The 18,577-nt window shown below is 70.7% G+C and carries 14 protein-coding genes; 7 read left to right on the top strand and 7 right to left on the bottom strand.

From position 1 onward, the window contains the following. Positions 1-120: 120 nt before the first annotated feature. Complete coding sequence (locus MTDSW087_RS01395) at positions 121-2,430, top strand: lytic transglycosylase domain-containing protein (protein WP_144759123.1); 2,310 nt, start codon at positions 121-123, stop codon at positions 2,428-2,430. A gap of 41 nt (positions 2,431-2,471) precedes the next feature. Here MTDSW087_RS01395 and MTDSW087_RS01390 read toward each other — a convergent pair whose 3' ends face one another. After that, entirely contained in the window at positions 2,472-4,322 is a 1,851-nt protein-coding gene (locus MTDSW087_RS01390) for an AsmA family protein (protein ID WP_144759120.1), read from the bottom strand. Positions 4,323-4,588: 266 nt separating this feature from the next. Here MTDSW087_RS01390 and MTDSW087_RS01385 point away from each other — a divergent pair, with 266 nt between their 5' ends. Together MTDSW087_RS01385 and MTDSW087_RS01380 are read left to right on the top strand one after the other, a co-directional pair. Further along, positions 4,589-5,311, top strand: a complete 723-nt coding sequence (locus tag MTDSW087_RS01385; protein ID WP_144759117.1) for a CoA transferase subunit A — start codon at positions 4,589-4,591, stop codon at positions 5,309-5,311. Positions 5,312-5,340: 29 nt separating this feature from the next. Next, positions 5,341-6,003 (top strand): 3-oxoacid CoA-transferase subunit B, encoded by a 663-nt coding sequence (locus tag MTDSW087_RS01380; RefSeq protein ID WP_144759114.1) that lies wholly within the window; start codon positions 5,341-5,343, stop codon positions 6,001-6,003. Positions 6,004-6,160: 157 nt separating this feature from the next. Here the strand turns inward: MTDSW087_RS01380 and acnA are convergent, their stop codons facing one another. Further along, a complete protein-coding gene (acnA, locus tag MTDSW087_RS01375) occupies positions 6,161-8,860 on the bottom strand; it encodes an aconitate hydratase AcnA (RefSeq protein WP_144759111.1) in 2,700 nt (899 codons plus the stop codon). 282 nt (positions 8,861-9,142) lie between these two features. Next, positions 9,143-9,511 carry a hypothetical protein gene (locus MTDSW087_RS01370; protein ID WP_144759108.1) on the bottom strand — a complete coding sequence of 123 codons (369 nt, stop codon included), beginning with the start codon at positions 9,509-9,511 and terminating at the stop codon, positions 9,143-9,145. A gap of 200 nt (positions 9,512-9,711) precedes the next feature. Between MTDSW087_RS01370 and MTDSW087_RS01365 the strand changes: the two genes are divergently transcribed. Then, complete coding sequence (locus MTDSW087_RS01365; RefSeq protein ID WP_238178881.1) at positions 9,712-10,464, top strand: ABC transporter permease; 753 nt, start codon at positions 9,712-9,714, stop codon at positions 10,462-10,464. 217 nt (positions 10,465-10,681) lie between these two features. Here MTDSW087_RS01365 and fabG read toward each other — a convergent pair whose 3' ends face one another. Continuing rightward, positions 10,682-11,419 (bottom strand): 3-oxoacyl-[acyl-carrier-protein] reductase, encoded by a 738-nt coding sequence (gene fabG / locus MTDSW087_RS01360; RefSeq protein ID WP_144759102.1) that lies wholly within the window; start codon positions 11,417-11,419, stop codon positions 10,682-10,684. Between the two features lie 140 nt (positions 11,420-11,559). Continuing rightward, positions 11,560-12,495, bottom strand: a complete 936-nt coding sequence (gene fabD / locus MTDSW087_RS01355; RefSeq protein WP_144759099.1) for an ACP S-malonyltransferase — start codon at positions 12,493-12,495, stop codon at positions 11,560-11,562. Between the two features lie 239 nt (positions 12,496-12,734). Between fabD and MTDSW087_RS01350 the strand changes: the two genes are divergently transcribed. Continuing rightward, a complete protein-coding gene (locus tag MTDSW087_RS01350) occupies positions 12,735-13,928 on the top strand; it encodes an FAD-dependent oxidoreductase (protein WP_186383695.1) in 1,194 nt (397 codons plus the stop codon). 59 nt (positions 13,929-13,987) lie between these two features. Here the strand turns inward: MTDSW087_RS01350 and MTDSW087_RS01345 are convergent, their stop codons facing one another. Further along, positions 13,988-14,710 (bottom strand): carbonic anhydrase, encoded by a 723-nt coding sequence (locus MTDSW087_RS01345; RefSeq protein ID WP_144759093.1) that lies wholly within the window; start codon positions 14,708-14,710, stop codon positions 13,988-13,990. A 193-nt stretch (positions 14,711-14,903) separates the two neighbouring features. Here MTDSW087_RS01345 and rpoZ point away from each other — a divergent pair, with 193 nt between their 5' ends. Next, positions 14,904-15,314, top strand: coding sequence for a DNA-directed RNA polymerase subunit omega (gene rpoZ / locus MTDSW087_RS01340; RefSeq protein WP_144759090.1), 411 nt, complete (start codon positions 14,904-14,906; stop codon positions 15,312-15,314). Between the two features lie 183 nt (positions 15,315-15,497). Continuing rightward, positions 15,498-17,729 carry a RelA/SpoT family protein gene (locus tag MTDSW087_RS01335; RefSeq protein ID WP_144759496.1) on the top strand — a complete coding sequence of 744 codons (2,232 nt, stop codon included), beginning with the start codon at positions 15,498-15,500 and terminating at the stop codon, positions 17,727-17,729. Positions 17,730-17,742: 13 nt separating this feature from the next. Here MTDSW087_RS01335 and MTDSW087_RS01330 read toward each other — a convergent pair whose 3' ends face one another. After that, entirely contained in the window at positions 17,743-18,519 is a 777-nt protein-coding gene (locus MTDSW087_RS01330; RefSeq protein WP_144759087.1) for a HesA/MoeB/ThiF family protein, read from the bottom strand. Positions 18,520-18,577: the final 58 nt, after the last annotated feature.

Below are 18,577 nucleotides of genomic sequence, written 5' to 3'. Positions count from 1 at the left end.
GCTTCCGCCGCACGCGCGCAAACGGATCCGGCCCACGGTTAAGCACGTGTTAACGAGCTTGGCCGGACCTTGTGGCATGGTGCCTCGTGCAAGCTTGACCAGAGCGGAGTGATCGCAGCCATGGCGTCCCTCGCGCGCGCGCAGATCGCGCTTCTCGGCCTCGCGCTCACCGGCGGGGCGACCCTGGCGGCGGCCCCCGCCCTGCGCGGCTCCGACACGGCGGCCCAGCCCGTCCAGAGCGCGGCGGCGACCCAGCCGGTCGCGCCCGCCGCCATCGTCCCGGACGTCAAGGCCGTTTCCGAGAAGGCGCCGTCCGAGAAGGCGGCCGGCGAGGCGGCCGACGCCCCGAAGCTCGACGCGAAGGCGGAGGAGGGCGGCACGGCCAAGGCGCTCCCGCCCGGCACCACCGCCTATGCCTCGGCCGATCCCGAGGCGCCGATCGCCTTCCCCGTGCCCGATGCCGGCCTGTCGCCCAGCGCGCCCGTGCCGGAGGTGCCCGACCTTGCCGCCGCCGCCAAGGCCGGCTCCACCGACGTGACCCTGCTGCGCCAGGCGATCGAGTTCTACCGCAAGGGCAAGGTCGCGGATGGCGACCGCCTGCGCGACGGCTTCCCCGACCCGGCGGCGCGCGCGCTCCTCGAATGGATCGCGATCCGCGCGGGGGCCGGCATCGGCTTCGAGCGCACCGTGGCCTTCGCCCGGGCCAATCCCGACTGGCCGGCCGGCGCCATGCTGCGCCGCCGGTCCGAGGAGGCGCTGCTCTCCGAGCGCAAGAGCCCCTCCGTGGTGCGCGCCTTCTTCGGCGGATCGCGGCCGGCGAGCGCGCCGGGCAAGTTCGCCCTGGCGCTGGCCTTCAAGGCAGACGGGCTTGACGCCGACGCCGCCGACCTCGTGCGCGACCTGTGGCGGGGCGAGACCTTCGGGCGCAGCCTGGAATCGCGCGTCCTCGACGCCTTCCCCGGCCTGCTCACCCGGATCGACCACCGCTACCGCATGGAGCGCGCCCTCCTGAAGGAGGATTGGGAGGCGGCCGGCCGCGCCGCCGGCTATGCGGGCGGCTCCTATGCCAGCCTCGTGCGGGCCCGCCGCGCGGTCGAGGACAAGAGTTCCGGCGCCGCCGCGGCGCTCGCCGCCGTGCCGCCGTCGCTGCGCAGCGACCCCTCCTACCTGTTCTCGCGGGCGCAGTTCTTCCGCCGGGCCGACAAGGCGGCGGAGGCGGCCGCCGTCCTCGCCACGGCCCCGACCAACCCGGACGTGCTGGTGGACGGCGACGAGTGGTGGGTGGAGCGCCGCATCGTGGCGCGCAAGCTCCTCGATCTCGGCGACGCCGGCACCGCCTACGCGGTGGCGAGCGGCCACGGCGCCCGCACGCCCGAGAAGCGCATCGAGGCGGAGTTCCATGCCGGCTGGATCGCGCTGCGCTTCACGTCCGACCCGGCCTCCGCCGCACGGCATTTCGCCGAAGCCGCCAAGGCCGCGGAGACGCCGATCTCGATCGCGCGCGCCGCCTATTGGCAGGGGCGTGCGGCCGAGGGCCTCGGGCAGCAGGAGGCGGCCAAGGATTTCTACGCCAAGGCTTCCCAGCAGCCGATCGCCTATTACGGGCAGCTCGCCCGGGCGCGGCTCGGCCAGACCAGCCTCGCGCTCCGCGCGCCCACCGATCTCGATGCGGCGGCGCGCGCCGCCTTCGACGACCGCCTCTGCATCCGCGCGCTGAAGCTGCTCGCCGCCGCCTCGCTGAAGGAGCTGGCCCTGCCGCTCTACATCGACACCGCCCAGCGCCTCGGCGACCCGGCCGAGATCCAGGCGCTCGGCGACCTCGCCGTCGAGATGAAGGATGCGCGCGCCCTCGTCGCCATCGGCAAGCTTGCCGTGCAGCGCGGCCTGCCGCTCGACGCCCATGCCTACCCGACCATCGGCATCCCGCAATACGAGACCTTCACGGCGGTGCCGCAGGTGGAGCGGGCCATGGTCTTCGCCATCGCGCGCCAGGAGAGCCAGTTCGATCCGCGCGCCCAGTCGGGCGTCGGCGCGCGCGGCCTGATGCAGATGATGCCGGCCACCGCCCAGCGCACGGCGCGGCGCGTCGCCGCCGCCTACGACCAGGACCGCCTGACCAGCGACCCGGCCTACAATGCCCGCCTCGGCCAGGCCCATCTCGGCGAGCTGATGGAGGATTGGCGCGGCTCCTACGTGCTCGCCTTCGCCGCCTACAATGCGGGCGGCGGCAACGTGAAGAAGTGGATCGACGCCTATGGCGACCCGCGCAAGGGCGAGGTCGACGTGGTGGACTGGGTCGAGCGCATCCCCTTCACCGAGACGCGCAACTACGTCCAGCGGGTGATGGAGAACCTGCAGGTCTACCGCACGCGCCTCGACGGCAAGAGCGCGCTCCTGATCGACGGGGACCTGAAGCGCGGGGCGCGCTGACGGCGTTCCGGGGGGCTGTCGCAGTCGGATTGTCAGACGCGTCAGGGCGCGTAGGCGCGCGCCGTGCCGGGCAGGATCAGGCCCGGCACGCCGTGGAAGGCGCTCGGCGCCGCGCTGCTCGTCGGCAGTTCCGGCTCCGCCTCGCCCGGCCGCGCCGCGCGGACGGTCACCGCGTCCCAGGGGCCGGCAAGGTCGAAGAGCGGGCCGGGCCTCGCGGAATCGGCGCGCGGATGCAGCTCGGCCCTCGCCCGGAAGCTGTGGTCTCGCAGGGAGACGTAGCCGCGCAGGCTGGCGCTCAACGCCGAGGCCTGCAGCACGCCCTCGGCGATCTCGCCGACGCCGTCCGCGAAGCGCAGGCTGAGGCTCGCCCGCTCGAAGGGCGTGCGGCCGTTGCGCCGGGCGAGCGCGCCCGCGGCGACGCCGCCATGGCGCTGGATCACGTCCGCGAGGTCGAGCCCGACGATGGCGCCGCGGTCGATGGTGAGCGCGGCGCGGCCCGAGGTGCGGGCGGCGAGGTCGGCGAGGTCGCGGCCGCTCCCCTCGAAGGAGAAATGGCCCTGGCTCGGCCCGAGCACCCAGCGCGAGGCGCCGAGATCGATGAGCAGGCCGCCGAGATCGACCTGATCCAGCGCGCCCTGCGCCTTCACCTCGGTCTCGGTTCCGTTGATGCCGGCGCTCGTCAGCGTGGCGCGCCCCTTCACGGTGCCGCCCTGCACCGCGGCCCGGTTCAGGGCGATCTCGACGGCGCCGTCGCGCACCAGCAGGCTCGCGGCCATGTCCTCCAGCGCCACCGGCCCGATCCGGGCGGCGGCAGCCGAGAGGCGCAGGTCGAGGTCGCCCCCGGTGAAGGGATGCAGGGCGAGGGCCGGCGCGGCCCGCTCCTCGCCATCGAGGCCGAGCACGCGCAGGAGCTGGCCGAGAAGCGGCGCGAGGTTCAGGCTGTCGGCGGCGAGCGTCGCCTGCACGGCGGCCCGCGGCGTCGCCAAACTCGCCTGGCCCGCGCCGTCGAGCACGTTCTGGCCGAGGCGGACGCGCAGGCGCGGCAGCATCACCGCCGCCCCCTCCGCGCTGAAGCTCCCCTCGAGCGCGAAGGTCTCGGCGAGGGGCGCCAGGGCCGCGTCGCGCCCGATCCAGGCGAGCGTCTGCGGCAGCGAGCGCGTCTCGAGCTTGCCGGTCCCTTCGAGCGCCAGCCCGCGCGACGGTTCCGCGGCGAGGCGCGCGTCGCCCTCGGCGCTGAGGCTGCCGCCGGGCCAGATCAGGCTCGCCGCGAAGGGCGAGGCCGTCCCCTCCGCGAGGGCGGCGGGGCGCAGGTCGGTGAGGTTCGCCCGCGCGCGCTGCCCGCGCCAGGTGAAGCGCGCCCGTCCGTCGAGGCTGCCGCCCCAGGCGGGCCAGTCGAGATCGAGGTCGAGGTCGCGGATCTCCGGCTCCGCGTGCCCGGGCCCGGCCAGCGCGGCGTTCTTCAGCACCACGCGGTGCGGGCGCACGAACCAGCCCGCCCGCACCTGCTCGGAGAGGCGGCGCAGGGGGCCAGCCCAGCGGGCATCGTCGGTCAGGACGAGCTTCGTGCCGTCGAGGGTCAGGCTGCCGATGCCGATGCGTCCGGCCATCAGGCCGATAGGATCAAGCACGATGGTGAGGCGGCCGCCCTCGGCCAGCGGCGCGGCGGCGCTCTCCTCGGCGATGCGCGTGCGGGCGAAGTCGAGGCGCGGCAGCGGCAGGAGGCGCAAGGTGGCCGGCCCTTCGGCGTGGAGCGAGAGGCCGTAGGCCGCGAGTTCCCGGCCGACGAGGCGCGCGGCACCCTCCGTCCCGATGGTCCAGGGAAGTGCGGCCGAGACGCCCGCGAGCGTGAGGGTCGCGAGGCCGAGGGTGAGGGACAGGCGGCGCGGCGACATCGCACTCCGGGCGCAGGAACGGGCGCGGTCCGGCAGGGACCGGGCCGCGAGCGCGGAGGTTTCAGGCGCCCCCGTGCCGTCACGCTTCACGCGCTCGCCCGCTCGCCATAGCCGGTTCGGTGCGATTTGTCTGCCCGGGACGCTTCTCCCCGCATCTTCGCTGTGATTCCATCCGTTGCACCGCACTGGACCCGGATGGCGGAATCGGGGACAGGATGGCGGCTTTCACGCGCCGCACAACAGATAGACCCGGGAAGGACGGCCTGATGAAGAAGGTATTTTCGGATCCGACCAGCGCCCTGGCGGAGCTGTTGCGGGACGACATGACGATCATGTGTGGCGGCTTCGGGCTGTGCGGCATCCCCGACGAGCTGATCGAGGCGGTCAAGGCCTCCGGCGTGAAGGGGCTGACCGTCGTCTCGAACAATGCCGGCATCGACGGGGTCGGCCTCGGCAAGCTCCTGGAGACCCGGCAGGTCGCCAAGATGATCTCGTCCTATGTCGGCGAGAACAAGGAGTTCGCCCGGCAGTTCCTGGCCGGCGAGCTGGAGATCGAGTTCAACCCGCAGGGCACGCTCGCCGAGCGCATCCGCGCGGGCGGCGCCGGCATCCCGGCCTTCTTCACCAAGACCGGCGTCGGCACCAAGGTCGCCGAGGGCAAGGAGGTGCGCACGTTCGACGGCGAGGAATACGTGATGGAGCGCGGCCTGTTCGCCGACCTCGCGCTGGTCCACGCCTATCAGGGCGACACGGAGGGCAACCTCGCCTACCGGCTCACGGCGCGCAACTTCAACCCGATGATGGCGACCGCCGCCAAGGTCACGGTCGCGCAGGTCGAGAACCTCGTCCAGCCCGGCGAGATCGACGCGGCCAACATCCACACGCCCGGCATCTACGTGAAGCGCATCGTGCACGTGCCGATCCGCGAGAAGCGCATCGAGCAGCGCACCACGCGCAAGCGCGCCGCGGCCGGCGGCGGCCAGATCTGAATCCGATCAGGGACGAGGGAGAGAGATCCATGGCCTGGACCCGCGAGCAGATGGCAGCGCGCGCCGCGCGTGAGCTGGAGGACGGCTTCTACGTGAACCTCGGCATCGGCATCCCGACGCTGGTGTCGAACTACATCCCCGACGGCATGTCGGTGCAGCTTCAGTCCGAGAACGGCATGCTCGGCATGGGCCCCTTCCCGTACGAGGGCGAGGAGGACCCGGACCTGATCAATGCCGGCAAGCAGACGATCACGGCGCTGCCGACCACGAGCTACTTCTCGTCGGCCGATTCCTTCGCGATGATCCGCGGCGGACACATCAACCTGTCGATCCTCGGCGCCATGCAGGTGGCCCAGAACGGCGACCTCGCCAACTGGATGATCCCCGGCAAGATGGTGAAGGGCATGGGCGGCGCCATGGACCTCGTGGCGGGCGTGAAGCGCGTCGTGGTGGTGATGGAGCACGTCGCCAAGAACAAGGACGGCTCGGAGAGCGCGAAGCTCCTCAAGGCCTGCGACCTGCCGCTCACCGGCACGCACGTGGTCGACATGGTGATCACGGATCTCGGCGTCTTCACCATCGACAAGAAGGGCGATGGCGGCATGACGCTCATCGAGCTCGCCGACGGCGTCACCGAGGACGAGGTCCGCGCCAAGACCGAGGCCGCCTACACGGTGGCGCTCGCCGCCTGACGATCGGGGATCCCAAGGGGATCATCCCTTTGACGGGGTGTCGGGGCAGAGCCCCGACGGCTTGCTTCCTGAAATGAAGAACCCCGCGCCGGATGCCCGGCGCGGGGTTCTTTGCTTGGGTGACAGCCGGGCGGCGGGAAGCCGCCCGGCCGATGCATCAGGCCGCGAGCGAGCGCAGCACGTAAGGCAGGATGCCGCCGTTGCGGAAATACTCGAGCTCGTCGAGCGTATCGATGCGGCAGGTCAGCGGGACCTCCTTCACCGAGCCGTCCGCAGACTTGATCTCCGCCACCAGCGTCTGGCGCGGCTTCAGTTCGCCGGAGAGCCCCTTGATGGTGACGGTCTCGTCGCCCTTGAGGCCGAGCGACTGCCAGCTCGTGTCACCCTGGAAGACCAGCGGCACCACGCCCATGCCGACGAGGTTTGAGCGGTGGATGCGCTCGAAGCTCTCGGCGATCACGGCGCGGACGCCGAGCAGCTTGGTGCCCTTGGCCGCCCAGTCGCGGGACGAGCCGGTGCCGTACTCCTTGCCCGCGAAGATCACGAGCGGGGTGCCGGTCTCGGCGTACTTCATCGCGGCGTCGTAGATGAACATCTTCTCGCCCGAGGGCTGGAAGTGCGTCCACCCGCCCTCGACCACGTTGCCGGAGGCGTCCTTCACCACCTGGTTCTTGATGCGGATATTGGCGAAGGTGCCTCGCATCATCACCTCGTGGTTGCCGCGCCGGGTGCCGTACTGGTTGAAGTCCTGCACGCGCACCTGATGCGACTGCAGGTACTCGCCGGCCGGCGAGGCCGCGCGGATATTGCCCGCAGGCGAGATGTGGTCGGTGGTGATCGAGTCGAGGAAGAGGCCGAGGATGCGGGCTCCCTCGATGTCGGTCACGGGCTTCGGCGTCTTCTCCATGCCGACGAAGTAGGGCGGGTTCTGAACGTAGGTCGAACCGCCGTTCCAGGCGAAGGTCTCGGCCTCCGTGACCTCGACGTCCTTCCAGTTCTGGTCACCGCCGAACACGTCCGCGTAGCGGCTCTTGAACAGCGCGGAGGTGATGTTCTCCTCGATGAACGCGGCGACCTCGGCCGAGGACGGCCAGATGTCCTTCAGGTAGACGGGCTGGCCGTCGCTGCCCTTGCCGATCGGGTCCTTGGTGAGGTCGACCTGCAGCGAGCCGGCGAGCGCGTAGGCGACCACGAGCGGCGGCGAGGCGAGGTAGTTGGCGCGGACATCCGGGTTCACGCGGCCTTCGAAGTTGCGGTTGCCCGAGAGCACGGCCGCCGCGACCACGTCGTTGTCGTTGATCGCCTTCGAGATCGGCGCCGGGAGCGGGCCCGAATTGCCGATGCAGGTGGTGCAGCCGAAGCCGACGAGGTTGAAGCCCAGCGCGTCGAGGGGCTTCTGCAGGCCGGCCTTCTCTAGGTACTCGGCGACGACCTGGGATCCGGGCGCCAGCGAGGTCTTCACCCAGGGCTTGGCCGTGAGGCCCTTGGCCACCGCGTTGCGGGCCAGCAGACCGGCGCCGATCATCACGCTCGGGTTCGAGGTGTTGGTGCAGCTCGTGATCGCCGCGATCACCACGTCGCCGTGGCCGATATCGTAGTTGGTGCCCTCGACGGCGTAGCGGCTGGCGATGTCGGCCGCCTTCTTGAACTCCGTCTCCATCGCACCGGCGAAGCCCGTCTTGGCGTCGGCCAGCAGCACCCGGTCCTGCGGGCGCTTGGGGCCGGCGAGCGAGGGCTGCACGTCGCCCATGTCGAGCTCGAGCGTGTCGGTGAAGACCGGATCGGGCGTATCGGCGTCGCGCCACATGCCCTGCGCCTTGGCATAGGCCTCGACGAGGGCGATGCGGTCGTCCTGGCGGCCGGTGACCTTCAGGAAGTCGATGGTCTTCTGGTCGACCGGGAAGAAGCCGCAGGTCGCGCCGTATTCGGGCGCCATGTTGGAGATGGTGGCACGGTCGGCCACCGCCATGTCGTCGAGGCCGGGGCCGTAGAACTCCACGAACTTGCCGACCACGCCCTTCTTGCGCAGCATCTGCGTGACGGTGAGCACGAGGTCGGTCGCCGTGGTGCCCTCGGGCAGCTTGCCGGAGAGCTTGAAGCCGACCACCTCGGGGATCAGCATCGAGAGCGGCTGGCCGAGCATGGCCGCTTCCGCCTCGATGCCGCCGACGCCCCAGCCGAGCACGGCGAGGCCGTTCACCATCGTGGTGTGCGAGTCGGTGCCGACGAGCGAGTCGGGATAGGCCACGTCCGAGCCGTCCTCGGACTTCGTCCAGACGGTCTGCGACAGGTATTCGAGATTGACCTGGTGGCAGATGCCGGTACCCGGGGGCACCACCGAGAAGTTGCGGAACGCCGACTGGCCCCACTTGAGGAAGGTGTAGCGCTCGCCGTTGCGCTCGTATTCCAGCGCGACGTTGTCGGCCAGGGCCTTCGGCGTGCCGAACTCGTCCACGATCACCGAGTGGTCGATGACGAGATCAACCGGAACCAGCGGGTTGATCTTCTGCGGGTCGCCGCCGAGCGCGACCATCGCGTCGCGCATCGCGGCTAGGTCCACCACGGCCGGCACGCCGGTGAAGTCCTGCATCAGCACGCGCGCGGGGCGGAAGGCGATCTCGGTCTCGGTCTTGCCCTGGTTGCCGAGCCAGGCGACCGTGGCCTCGATGTCGGCCTTGCGGACCGAGCGGTCGTCCTCGTAGCGGAGCAGGTTCTCCAGCAGCACCTTCATCGAGAAGGGCAGCGCGGCGGCGTCGGCGAGGCCGCCCTTCTGGGCCGCCGGAATCGAGTAATAGGTGTAGGTCTTGCCCCCGGCCTCAAGGGTCTGGCGGGACTTGAAGCTGTCAAGTGATGCCACGGCTCTCTATTTCCTCGCTGGCGATTGTCGAACACGCGCAGGCATTTCCTGCGCCACGGATTCTGTGTTCGGCCGGTGCGCTCCGACAGAGCGCGCGCCGCCTCGGGTGTGCCCGAGCAGGAGGTGCGCGAGGGTCGAATTGGACGACCCGGACTCGCGCGGCGCAGCCTGGCGCCCATATAGAACGTTTCGAATCTGGCCGCTACGGCCTCGTCGGTAACACTCGGATGAGGCTGTCGGCCCGGATGCCCGGCCCGGCACCCGATGCGGGCGCAAACCGCCCTAACGGCGACCCGTTGCGTCGGGAGCGGGCCCGCGCGGGGCGAGAGGCCGCCGCTCGCGCCGGCCATGCTCGATATAGTGGAGCAGCGGGTTGGCCCGGTCCGCCGCGATGTCGGGATTGGCCGCGAGATAGGCCGGGGCGTCGAAGCTCGGTCCGGGCGAATGCCGGCCGGCCGCGCCGTAGGTGAGGAAGTGATCGAGCGGATCCCAGCCGGAGGCCGCGACCTCCGGATAGGTCCGACGATACCAATCGGCGTCGAACAGGTCCGATTCCGCCAGGATGGCCCGATCGCGGATGCGGCGGCGGCGCCTCTCCCCCCATTCCAAGGCGCGCAACAGGCGGAACGCAACGCGCGTGAGCCGATCCATCGACGGGGAAGCCTCCGATCCGCGGGACGAGCCCGGCCGGACGATGCGCATAGGGTCCCCGACACCGCAAGATCGCCGGGGACGGGCCGTCGCATTCACATTCTTGGCGCGATTTGCGGGCAGGAAGCGCGCCGAGACAAGACGGACACTCCATGTACGGATCCGCGAGCCTTCCCACCTCCGCGCCGAAGCGGGGCCGGATGGATGCCTACCTGCACGTGCTGCACGCACTGATGCTGCGCGACATGCGGACCCGCTTCGGCGGTTCGCATTGGGGCTACGCGGTCGTCGTGCTGTGGCCGGTGACGCACGTCTTCATGCTGGTGCTGATCTACACCTTCCGCCACGTTCCGGCGCCGATCGGCGAGTCCCGGGCGATCTTCTTCGCAAGTGGGGCGGTGCCGGTACTGTGCTACCAGTACATCTCTCGCGAGGTGATGAAGGCGGTGATGCAGAACAGACCGCTGACCTACTATCCACAGGTGAAGCTGGTCGACGTGATCTTCGCGAGGCTCCTGGTCGAGATCGTGACCGGATTCCTGGGCCTGCTCACCATCGTCTCGATCCTGGTCGCCGCCGGGATCGATCCCCGGCCGGAAGATTCCTTCGTCGCGGTCTGCGGCTATCTCTGCGCGATCATGCTGGGTCTCGGCATCGGCACGATCAACGTGGCCATCTGTGCGTTTTTCCCCGCCTGGCAGATCGGCTACATCCTGTTTAACATCCTAATGTATCTCTCGAGCGGCGTGATGTTCCTGCCGCACTTCCTGCCGGACCAGATTTATTCGATCCTCAAATACAACCCGGCTGTCCAGGTCGTCGAATGGGTTCGGCTTGGATATTATCCGCAGATGGGCGTTCAGGTCGATTACGTCTATACAGTTCTCTTCGCTCTGACTGCGTTCTCTCTCGGAATGTTTCTCGAGAAGCACGTCATCCGGAAGTTGAACTGAGGCGTCCCGGGCGGGCTGAAAGATCGATCGGGTGGTGCCGCTCGATCACCATTGAAGTGGGACATCGGCGGATATCGCATCATGACCCGTCTGCCCGGCGAGCGCCCTCGCACCGGGTTGGGTACGAGGGCGAAGCAGGTTCAGGATGATGAGATGGACGGGGACGAACCGTCCTCTCTGCCCAAGTTCCTGCTGATCTTGACCGAACGGGCCCCTCTCACACCATCGCCATGCCGCCGTTCACGTGCAGATTGTGCCCCGTGACGTAGGCCGCCTCGTCGGAGGCGAGGTAGACCACCGCGGCGCCGATCTCCGCGCCGGTGCCGAGCCGGCCCGCGGGCACGCGGGTGAGGATGCCCTCGCGCTGCTTCTCGTTCAGCACGTCGGTCATCGGCGAGGTGATGAAGCCGGGGCTGACACAGTTCACGGTGACGTTGCGGGAGGCCACCTCGGCGGCGAGCGCCTTGGTCAGGCCGACGAGGCCGGCCTTGGCGGCGGCGTAGTTGCCCTGACCGGGATTGCCCGTGGTGCCGACCACCGAGCCGATATTGACGATGCGGCCCGCCCGGCGGCGCATCATGCCCTTCACCGCGGCGCGCGAGAGGCGGAAGGCGGCGGTGAGGTTCACCGAGATCACCTGCTCCCATTCCTCGTCCTTCATGCGCAGGAAGAGGTTGTCGCGGGTGATGCCGGCATTGTTCACGAGGATGTCGAGCCCGCCGAGAGCGGCCTCCGCGGCCGGCACCAGCGCCTCGACGGACGCGGCCTCGGCGAGGTTGGCCGGCACCACATGGGTGCGCTCGCTGAGCTCGCCCGCCAGCGCCTCCAGCGCCTCGGCGCGGGTGCCGGACAGGGCGACGGTCGCGCCCTGGGCGTGGAGCGCCCGCGCGATGGCGCCGCCGAGGCCGCCCGTGGCGCCGGTGACGAGAGCCTTGCGGCCGCTGAGATCGAACATGCTGTCGTCCTGTGAAAGGCGTGGGCCGGGATCCCAAAGGGATCATCCCTTTGGCGGTTCCAGGGCGGAGCCCTGGGATCGAACGTCAAGGCTTTGCCCCGACACCCCACCAAAGGCCTGAGGCCTTTGGCAACCCGGATTCAGGGCGCGAAGGCGGCGACGTCATCGGGGGTGCCGATGGCGGAGGCCGAGGCGCCCGGCGCGATGCGCTTGACGAGGCCGGTCAGGACCTTGCCCGAGCCCACCTCGTTGAAGAGGTCGGCGCCCGCCGCCGCCATGGCCGCCACGCTCTCGCGCCAGCGCACCGTGCCGGTGACCTGGGCCACGAGGTTGTCGCGGATCGCATCGGGGTCGGAGACCGGCGCCGCCGTCACGTTGGCGTAGAGCGGGACCTTCGGCGCCCGGAGCGCGACCTCGGCGAGCGCCGCGCGCATGGCCTCGGCCGCCGGCGCCATCAGGCGGCAATGGAAGGGCGCGGAGACGTTGAGCATCACCGCGCGCTTGATGCCGCGCCCCTGCGCGATCGCCACCGCGCGCTCGACCGCGGCCTTGTGGCCGGAGAGCACGACCTGGCCGCCGCCATTGTCGTTGGCGACGTCGCAGATCTCTCCGCCCGCGGCCTCCTCCGCGATGGCATGCGCCGTCTCGATCTCGGCGCCGATCAGCGCCGCCATGGCGCCCGCCCCGGGCGCGACCGCCCGCTGCATCGCCTCGCCGCGGATGCGCAGGAGCCGGGCCGCGTCCGAGACCGTGAGGCTGCCGGCGGCGGCGAGCGCCGCGTACTCGCCGAGGGAGTGGCCGGCGACGCAGGCGACGTCGCGGACGAGGTCGAGGCCGCGCTCGGCCTCCAGCACGCGCAGGGCCGCGAGGCTCGCGGCCATCAGCGCCGGCTGGGCGTTCGTGGTGAGCGTCAGCTCGTCGGCCGGGCCCTCAAACATCAGGTCCGACAGGTTCTGGCCGAGCGCCGCGTCGACCTCCTCGAAGACTGCGCGGGCCTGGGGGAAGCGCTCGGCGAGCGCCTTGCCCATGCCGACCGCCTGGCTGCCCTGTCCCGGAAAGATGAGTGCGCGCGCCATGGCTCCGCCGTGATTCATCGCGTGTCGGAAAGCGCGGCGCACTCGCATCGCAGGCCATCGAAGTCAATCATGCGACGCAAAATGAGCCGGCCCGGCCGTGCACGGGACTTGCGCCGCAAGCCCCGAATGGTCGCCGCGACGTCCCAGAACGGGTCGTGTCCGTGCGGTGGCCGTGGAGGCGTCCCGCAATGATCCAGCCCGAAGCCGCAGACCCCGTCCCAGAATCGAACGCATCGCCCATGCAGACGGAAGCTCCCCTTTACGATGTCCTGGTGGTCGGCGCCGGCATCGCGGGCCTCAGCCTCGCCGCGGCCGCCGCGCGCGAGGGACGGACGGTGCTGCTGATCGCCGCCCGCGATACCCACCCGCGCGAATTCCGGGCGGAGAAGTTTTCCTCGAGCGAGATGGGCGTGCTCGACCGGCTCGGCCTTGGGACGGGCGCCCGCGCCGTGGCGACGCCCCTGCACACGGTCATCGAGGGCCGCTGGGGCCGGCTGATCAAGCGCATGGCCTCGCAGGAATTCGCCTTCCACTATCCGGAGCTCGTCGATGCCGTGCGCGCTGCCCTGCCGCGCGGCGTCACGAGCGTGACCGGACGCGTGGCCGCCACCGCGACGGGCGCGGACGTGCAGATGCTCACGCTCGCCGACGGGCGGCGCTTCGCGGGCCGGCTCCTGGTGGTCGCCACCGGCCTCGGCGAGGGCCTGCAGCGGGAGCTCGGCTTCGAGCGGCGCCTGGTCAGCCAGGGCAACACCCTGGTCTACGGTTTCAACACGGCCTTCACCTACGCGCTGCTCGCCGGCGAGCAGCTGATCTGGAGCGCCGAGGCGGGGGGCGACGGCGTCGCCTACCTCACCCTGTTCCCGCTCGGCACGCAGATCCGCGCCAACCTGTTCACCTATTGGCCGCGGGGCGGGACCGCCGCCGAGGCGTTCCTGGCCGATCCCACGGGCACCATGCGCCGGCTGATGCCCGGCCTCGCGCGGGCCTACGGCACCATCGAGCCCGTAGGCGCGATCCAGCAGCGGCCGATCGATCTCGTCGAGATCACCAATCCCGTCCGCGACGGCGTGGTGGTGATCGGCGACGCCTTCTGCACCACCTGCCCGGCCTACGGCACCGGCATCCGCAAGGCTCTGTCGGACGTCACCGTCCTGGCCTCGCTCCTGCCGGCCTGGTTCGCGACGCCGGGGATGGGCGCGGCCAAGATCGGGTCGTACTATAAGCATCCCAAGAAGGTCGCCGCCGACCAGCTCTCGGTCGGCGTCAGCCTGCGCCTGCGCCGGATGACCATGGGCCGCGACCTCGTCTCCCGCTTCCTCAGCCTGCGCAGCACGGTCTACCGGCGCGGGCAGCAGGCCGTCGTGGATGCCGCGGCGAAGCTGCGCCGCGCGGCGCCGGCCGCCTCGGGCACGCCCGCGGCGAATCCCTGACCGCGGGCACGGTCCGGAGCCTCGCCGCGTCGCTCGAGGCTCCGGGTCCTCGGAGAGGCTCAGGCCTCGTTGAAGAAGTCGACCGCCCCGGAATCGAGGCTGTAGGCGGCCCCGACGATGCGCAGCTTGCCCGCCTTCAGCGGGTCGAGCAGCGACGGCTCCGAGGCGGTGCGCAGGCGCGTGACGATGCGGTCGACATTGGCGCGCACCGCGTTCTCGACGAAGTCGCCGGGCTTGTCGCGCACCGCGAGGGCGGCCGGCACGATCGGCTCGATCATCCGGCCGATCGAGCCGGGGAACTGCGTGTTGTCCTTCACGACGCTGCAGGCCGCCTCCACGGCGCCGCAGCGGCTGTGGCCCATCACCAGGATCAGCGGCACCCCGAGCTGCGAGATCGCGTACTCGATCGAGCCGAGCGCCGCCGTGTCCACGGTGTTGCCGGCGTTGCGCACGATGAACAGCTCGCCGAGGCCGCGCCCGAACAGGATCTCGGGCGAGACGCGGGAATCGGAGCAGCTCACCAGCACGCAGAACGGCGTCTGGCCGAGCGCGATCTCGATGCGCCGCTCGCGGCCCTGGACCGCGCGCACCGGCGAATCCGTGGCGAAGCCCTTGTTGCCGTCCTTCAGCGCCTTCAGCGCCTCGTCCGGGGTCATGGTGGTGCGCTTCGACGAGGGCACGGCCGCCCACGCGGAGGGCGGCAGGGCCGCGGCGGCGAGCGCGGCGGCGCCGAGATGGCAGGCGCAGCCGAGGAGATGGCGGCGGCTCAAGCTCCGGATCATCGCGTCAATCCTCCCTGTTGGTTCGGGCCCGGTACGCCTACCCGGTCCGCGTGAGGGCAGCGTGACGGAGGGTGGGACGCGCGGCATCACCCCAAAGGGCTGTGCTTGTTGCAGAACCGCATCCGGTGTAAGACGCGCGCACAGCCCGACATCGTTCGTCCCGCACCGTCCTGTTGAGAGGAGCCGCACCGCAATGGCTCGCGTCACCGTCGAAGACTGCATCGAGAAGGTCGAGAACCGCTTCGAGCTGGTCCTGCTCGCCAGCCACCGCGCCCGGCTGATCGCCGCCGGCGCGCCCCTCACCATCGACCGCGACCGCGACAAGAACCCCGTCGTGGCGCTGCGCGAGATCGGCGACGAGACCATCACGGCCGACGACCTCAAGGAGCAGCTCATCCACTCGATGCAGAAATACGTCGAGGTGGACGAGCCGGAGGCCGAGACCGTGCCGCTGCTCTCCAGCTCGCCGGCCGCCGCCGCGGTGGCGCCCCAGTCCGCCTCGGACGACGCATCCGTCCAGTTCGACCGCATGAGCGAGGAGGACCTGCTGCGCGGCCTCGAGAACCTCGCGCCCCCGGTCGAGACCGAGGACGAGGGCGAGTAGGAAGCTCCCCGTTCACCCGCGACATTCGAGGCCCGGCGGCGACGCCGGGCTTTTTGTTTGGCCCTTGCGCCGGAAACAGTCGCGATGCGACCGCGTGCATCTGGCGCGGACGCGTGCGATGCGGGAGACTTGGGCCGCGGCAACATGCCGGGCGAGCCGAAGGGCAAGGGTCTGTCTCGCGTTATGATGCGCCAGTACGAACTCGTGGAGCGGGTGAAGCGCTACAACCCGGCCGCGAACGAGGCCCTGCTCAACCGAGCCTACGTCTACGCGATGCGCGCCCACGGCGCGCAGAAGCGGGCCTCCGGCGACCCGTTCTTCGCCCATCCCCTGGAAGTCGCGGGGATCCTCACGGATCTGCGCCTCGACGACGCGACCATCGTCGCGGCGGTCCTGCACGACACGGTGGAGGACACCGAGGCCACCCTCGACGAGATCCGCGAGCTGTTCGGCTCCGAAATCGGCGCGCTCGTCGACGGGCTGACCAAGCTCAAGCGCCTCGACCTCGTCTCGAAGCGGGCGGCGCAGGGCGAGAACTTCCGCAAGCTGCTGCTCGCCGTCGCGGCGGACGTGCGCGTGCTCCTCGTCAAGCTCGCCGACCGCCTCCACAACATGCGCACCCTGGGCCACATGCCGGACGAGAAGCGCGCCCGCATCGCCCAGGAGACGCTCGACATCTACGCGCCGCTCGCCGGCCGCATGGGCATGCAGGAATTGCGCGACGAGCTGGAGGATCTCTCGCTCCGCAACCTCAAGCCCGAGAGCTACGCCACCATCACCAAGCGCCTGACGCAGCTCTCGGCGAAGTCGGAGGAGATGGTCGAGAGCATCGAGCGCGACCTCACCGCCAAGCTCGCCGCGCAGGGGATTGCGGCGAGCGTCACCGGGCGCCTGAAGCGGCCGTTCTCGATCTGGTCGAAGATGGAGCGCAAGTCCGTCGCCTTCGAGCAGCTTTCGGATATCTTCGGCTTCCGCGTCGTGGTGCTGACCCTGGCCGAGTGCTACGCGGCGCTCGGCGTCGTCCACACGAGCTGGCCGATGGTTCCGGGCCGCTACAAGGACTACATCTCGACCCCGAAGCAGAACGATTACCGCTCAATCCACACCACCGTGATCGGTCCGCGCAGCCAGCGCGTCGAGTTGCAGATCCGCACCGCGGCGATGGACGAGATCGCCGAGTACGGCATCGCGGCCCATGCCCATTACAAGGAGGTGTCGGGGCGCGAGGAGGGCGGCATCCACCCGAAGCTCGCCACCGAGAGCGGCGCCTATCAGTGGCTGCGCCGCACGATCGAGCTTCTCGCCGAGGGCGACAGCCCCGAGGAGTTCCTGGAGCACACGAAGCTCGAGCTGTTCCAGGACCAGGTCTTCTGCTTCACCCCGAAGGGCCGGCTGATCGCCCTGCCGCGGGGCGCCACGCCCATCGACTTCGCCTACGCGGTCCACACGGATGTCGGCAACTCGGCGGTGGGCGCCAAGATCAACGGCCGCATCGTGCCGCTGCTGCACGAATTGAACAACGGCGACGAGGTCGAGATCGCCCGCTCGGACGGAGCGGCGCCCCCGGCGGCCTGGGAATCCCTCGTCGTCACCGGCAAGGCGCGGGCGGCGATCCGGCGCGCCACGCGCTCGGCGGTGCGGCGGCAATATGCCGGGCTCGGCCGCCAGATCCTCGACCGCGCCTTCGAGCGGGCCGGCAAGAGCTTCACCGACGAGAAGCTGCGCGGCGCTCTCCCGCGCCTCGCCCGGGCCTCGGTCGAGGACGTGTTCGCGGCGGTCGGCCGGGGCGAGATGTTCTCCGGCGACGTCGTGCGCGCGGTCTATCCCGACTACAAGGACGAGCGCCGGATCGCGTCGCCCTCGCCGCAGGTGCCGATCAACGGCGCCGGGCGGCTCACCCGCTCGAAGGACCAGACCATGCGCCTGACCTTCCCCGAGGGCGGGGACGAGGCGGCGCAATCCGGCGCGATCCCGATCCGCGGGCTCGCCGGCGACCTTCCGGTGAGCTTCGCGCCGAACGGCGGCGCGGTGCCGGGCGACCGCATCGTCGGCATCCTGACCCCCGGGATCGGCGTGACGATCTACCCGATCCAGTCGGCGGCGCTCGCGGCCTTCGACAACGAGCCGGAGCGCTGGATCGACGTGCGCTGGGACATCGAGGGGCCGACCACCGAGCGTTTCCCCGCGCGTCTCGCCCTGCAATCGATCAACGAGCCCGGCGTTCTGGCCCAGATCGCCCAGGTCATCGCCGACCACGACGGCAACATCGACAACATCTCGATGAAGCGCCGCACACAGGACTTCACCGATGTCGGCATCGACCTCTCGGTCTGGGACCTCCAGCACCTCAACGCGATCATCGCCGAGCTGCGCGGCAAGCGCGCTGTGAGCAAGGTGGAGCGGGTGAACGGGTGATCGGTGCGGCCGCTCAGGCGGCGGTGCCGCTCAGCGGATTCGCCTCGTCCCAGGCGTAGTGCAGGGTCTCGAAGCGCATCGAGCGGGCATCGACCATGAGCAGGCGCCCGACCAGCGGCTCGCCGAATCCGGCGACGGCGCGGATCACCTCCATCGCCATCAGCGAGCCCATCACGCCCGCGAGCGCCCCGAGCACCCCGGCCTCGGCGCAGGGCGGCACGCTGCCGGGCGGCGGCGGGTTCGGGAACAGGCAGCGATAGGTCGGGTTCGGGCGCCCGTCGGGCCCGGCCTCGTGCGCGCGGATCGTGGTCAGCGAGCCGTCGAACTGGCCGAGCGCGGCCGTCACCAGCGGTCGCTTGGCATGGAAGCAGGCATCGGACACGGCGTAGCGCGTCGCGAAATTGTCCGAGCCGTCGGCGACCACGTCGTACTGCCCGGCGAGGTCGGCGGCCGTCTCGGCGGTGATGCGCTCGGGATGGGCCACGAACCGGACATGCGGATTGAGCCGGGCCACGGCCTCGGCGGCGCTCTCGACCTTCGGCCGGCCGAGATCGGGCGTGCCGTGGATGACCTGTCGCTGCAAATTGGAGAGCGAGACGATGTCGTCGTCCACGACGCCGAGCGTGCCGATGCCGGCCGCGGCGAGGTACTGGATCAGCGGCGCGCCGAGCCCGCCCGCCCCGATCACGAGGACGCGCGCCGCCTTCAGCCTGCCCTGTCCGGGGCCGCCCACCTCGCGCAGGACGAGGTGGCGGGCGTAGCGTTCGATCTCTTCGGGGGCGAGGGCCATGGCGATCAGATAAGCGGGGCACGGCCCAAACGAAAGCGCCGTCCCGAAGGGGACGGCG

The sequence above is a fragment of the Methylobacterium dankookense genome (assembly GCF_902141855.1).
Taxonomy (GTDB): Bacteria; Pseudomonadota; Alphaproteobacteria; order Rhizobiales; family Beijerinckiaceae; genus Methylobacterium; species Methylobacterium dankookense.
The sequence above is the reverse complement of the archived record's forward strand: the minus strand, read 5'-3'. Positions and strand labels throughout refer to the sequence as shown.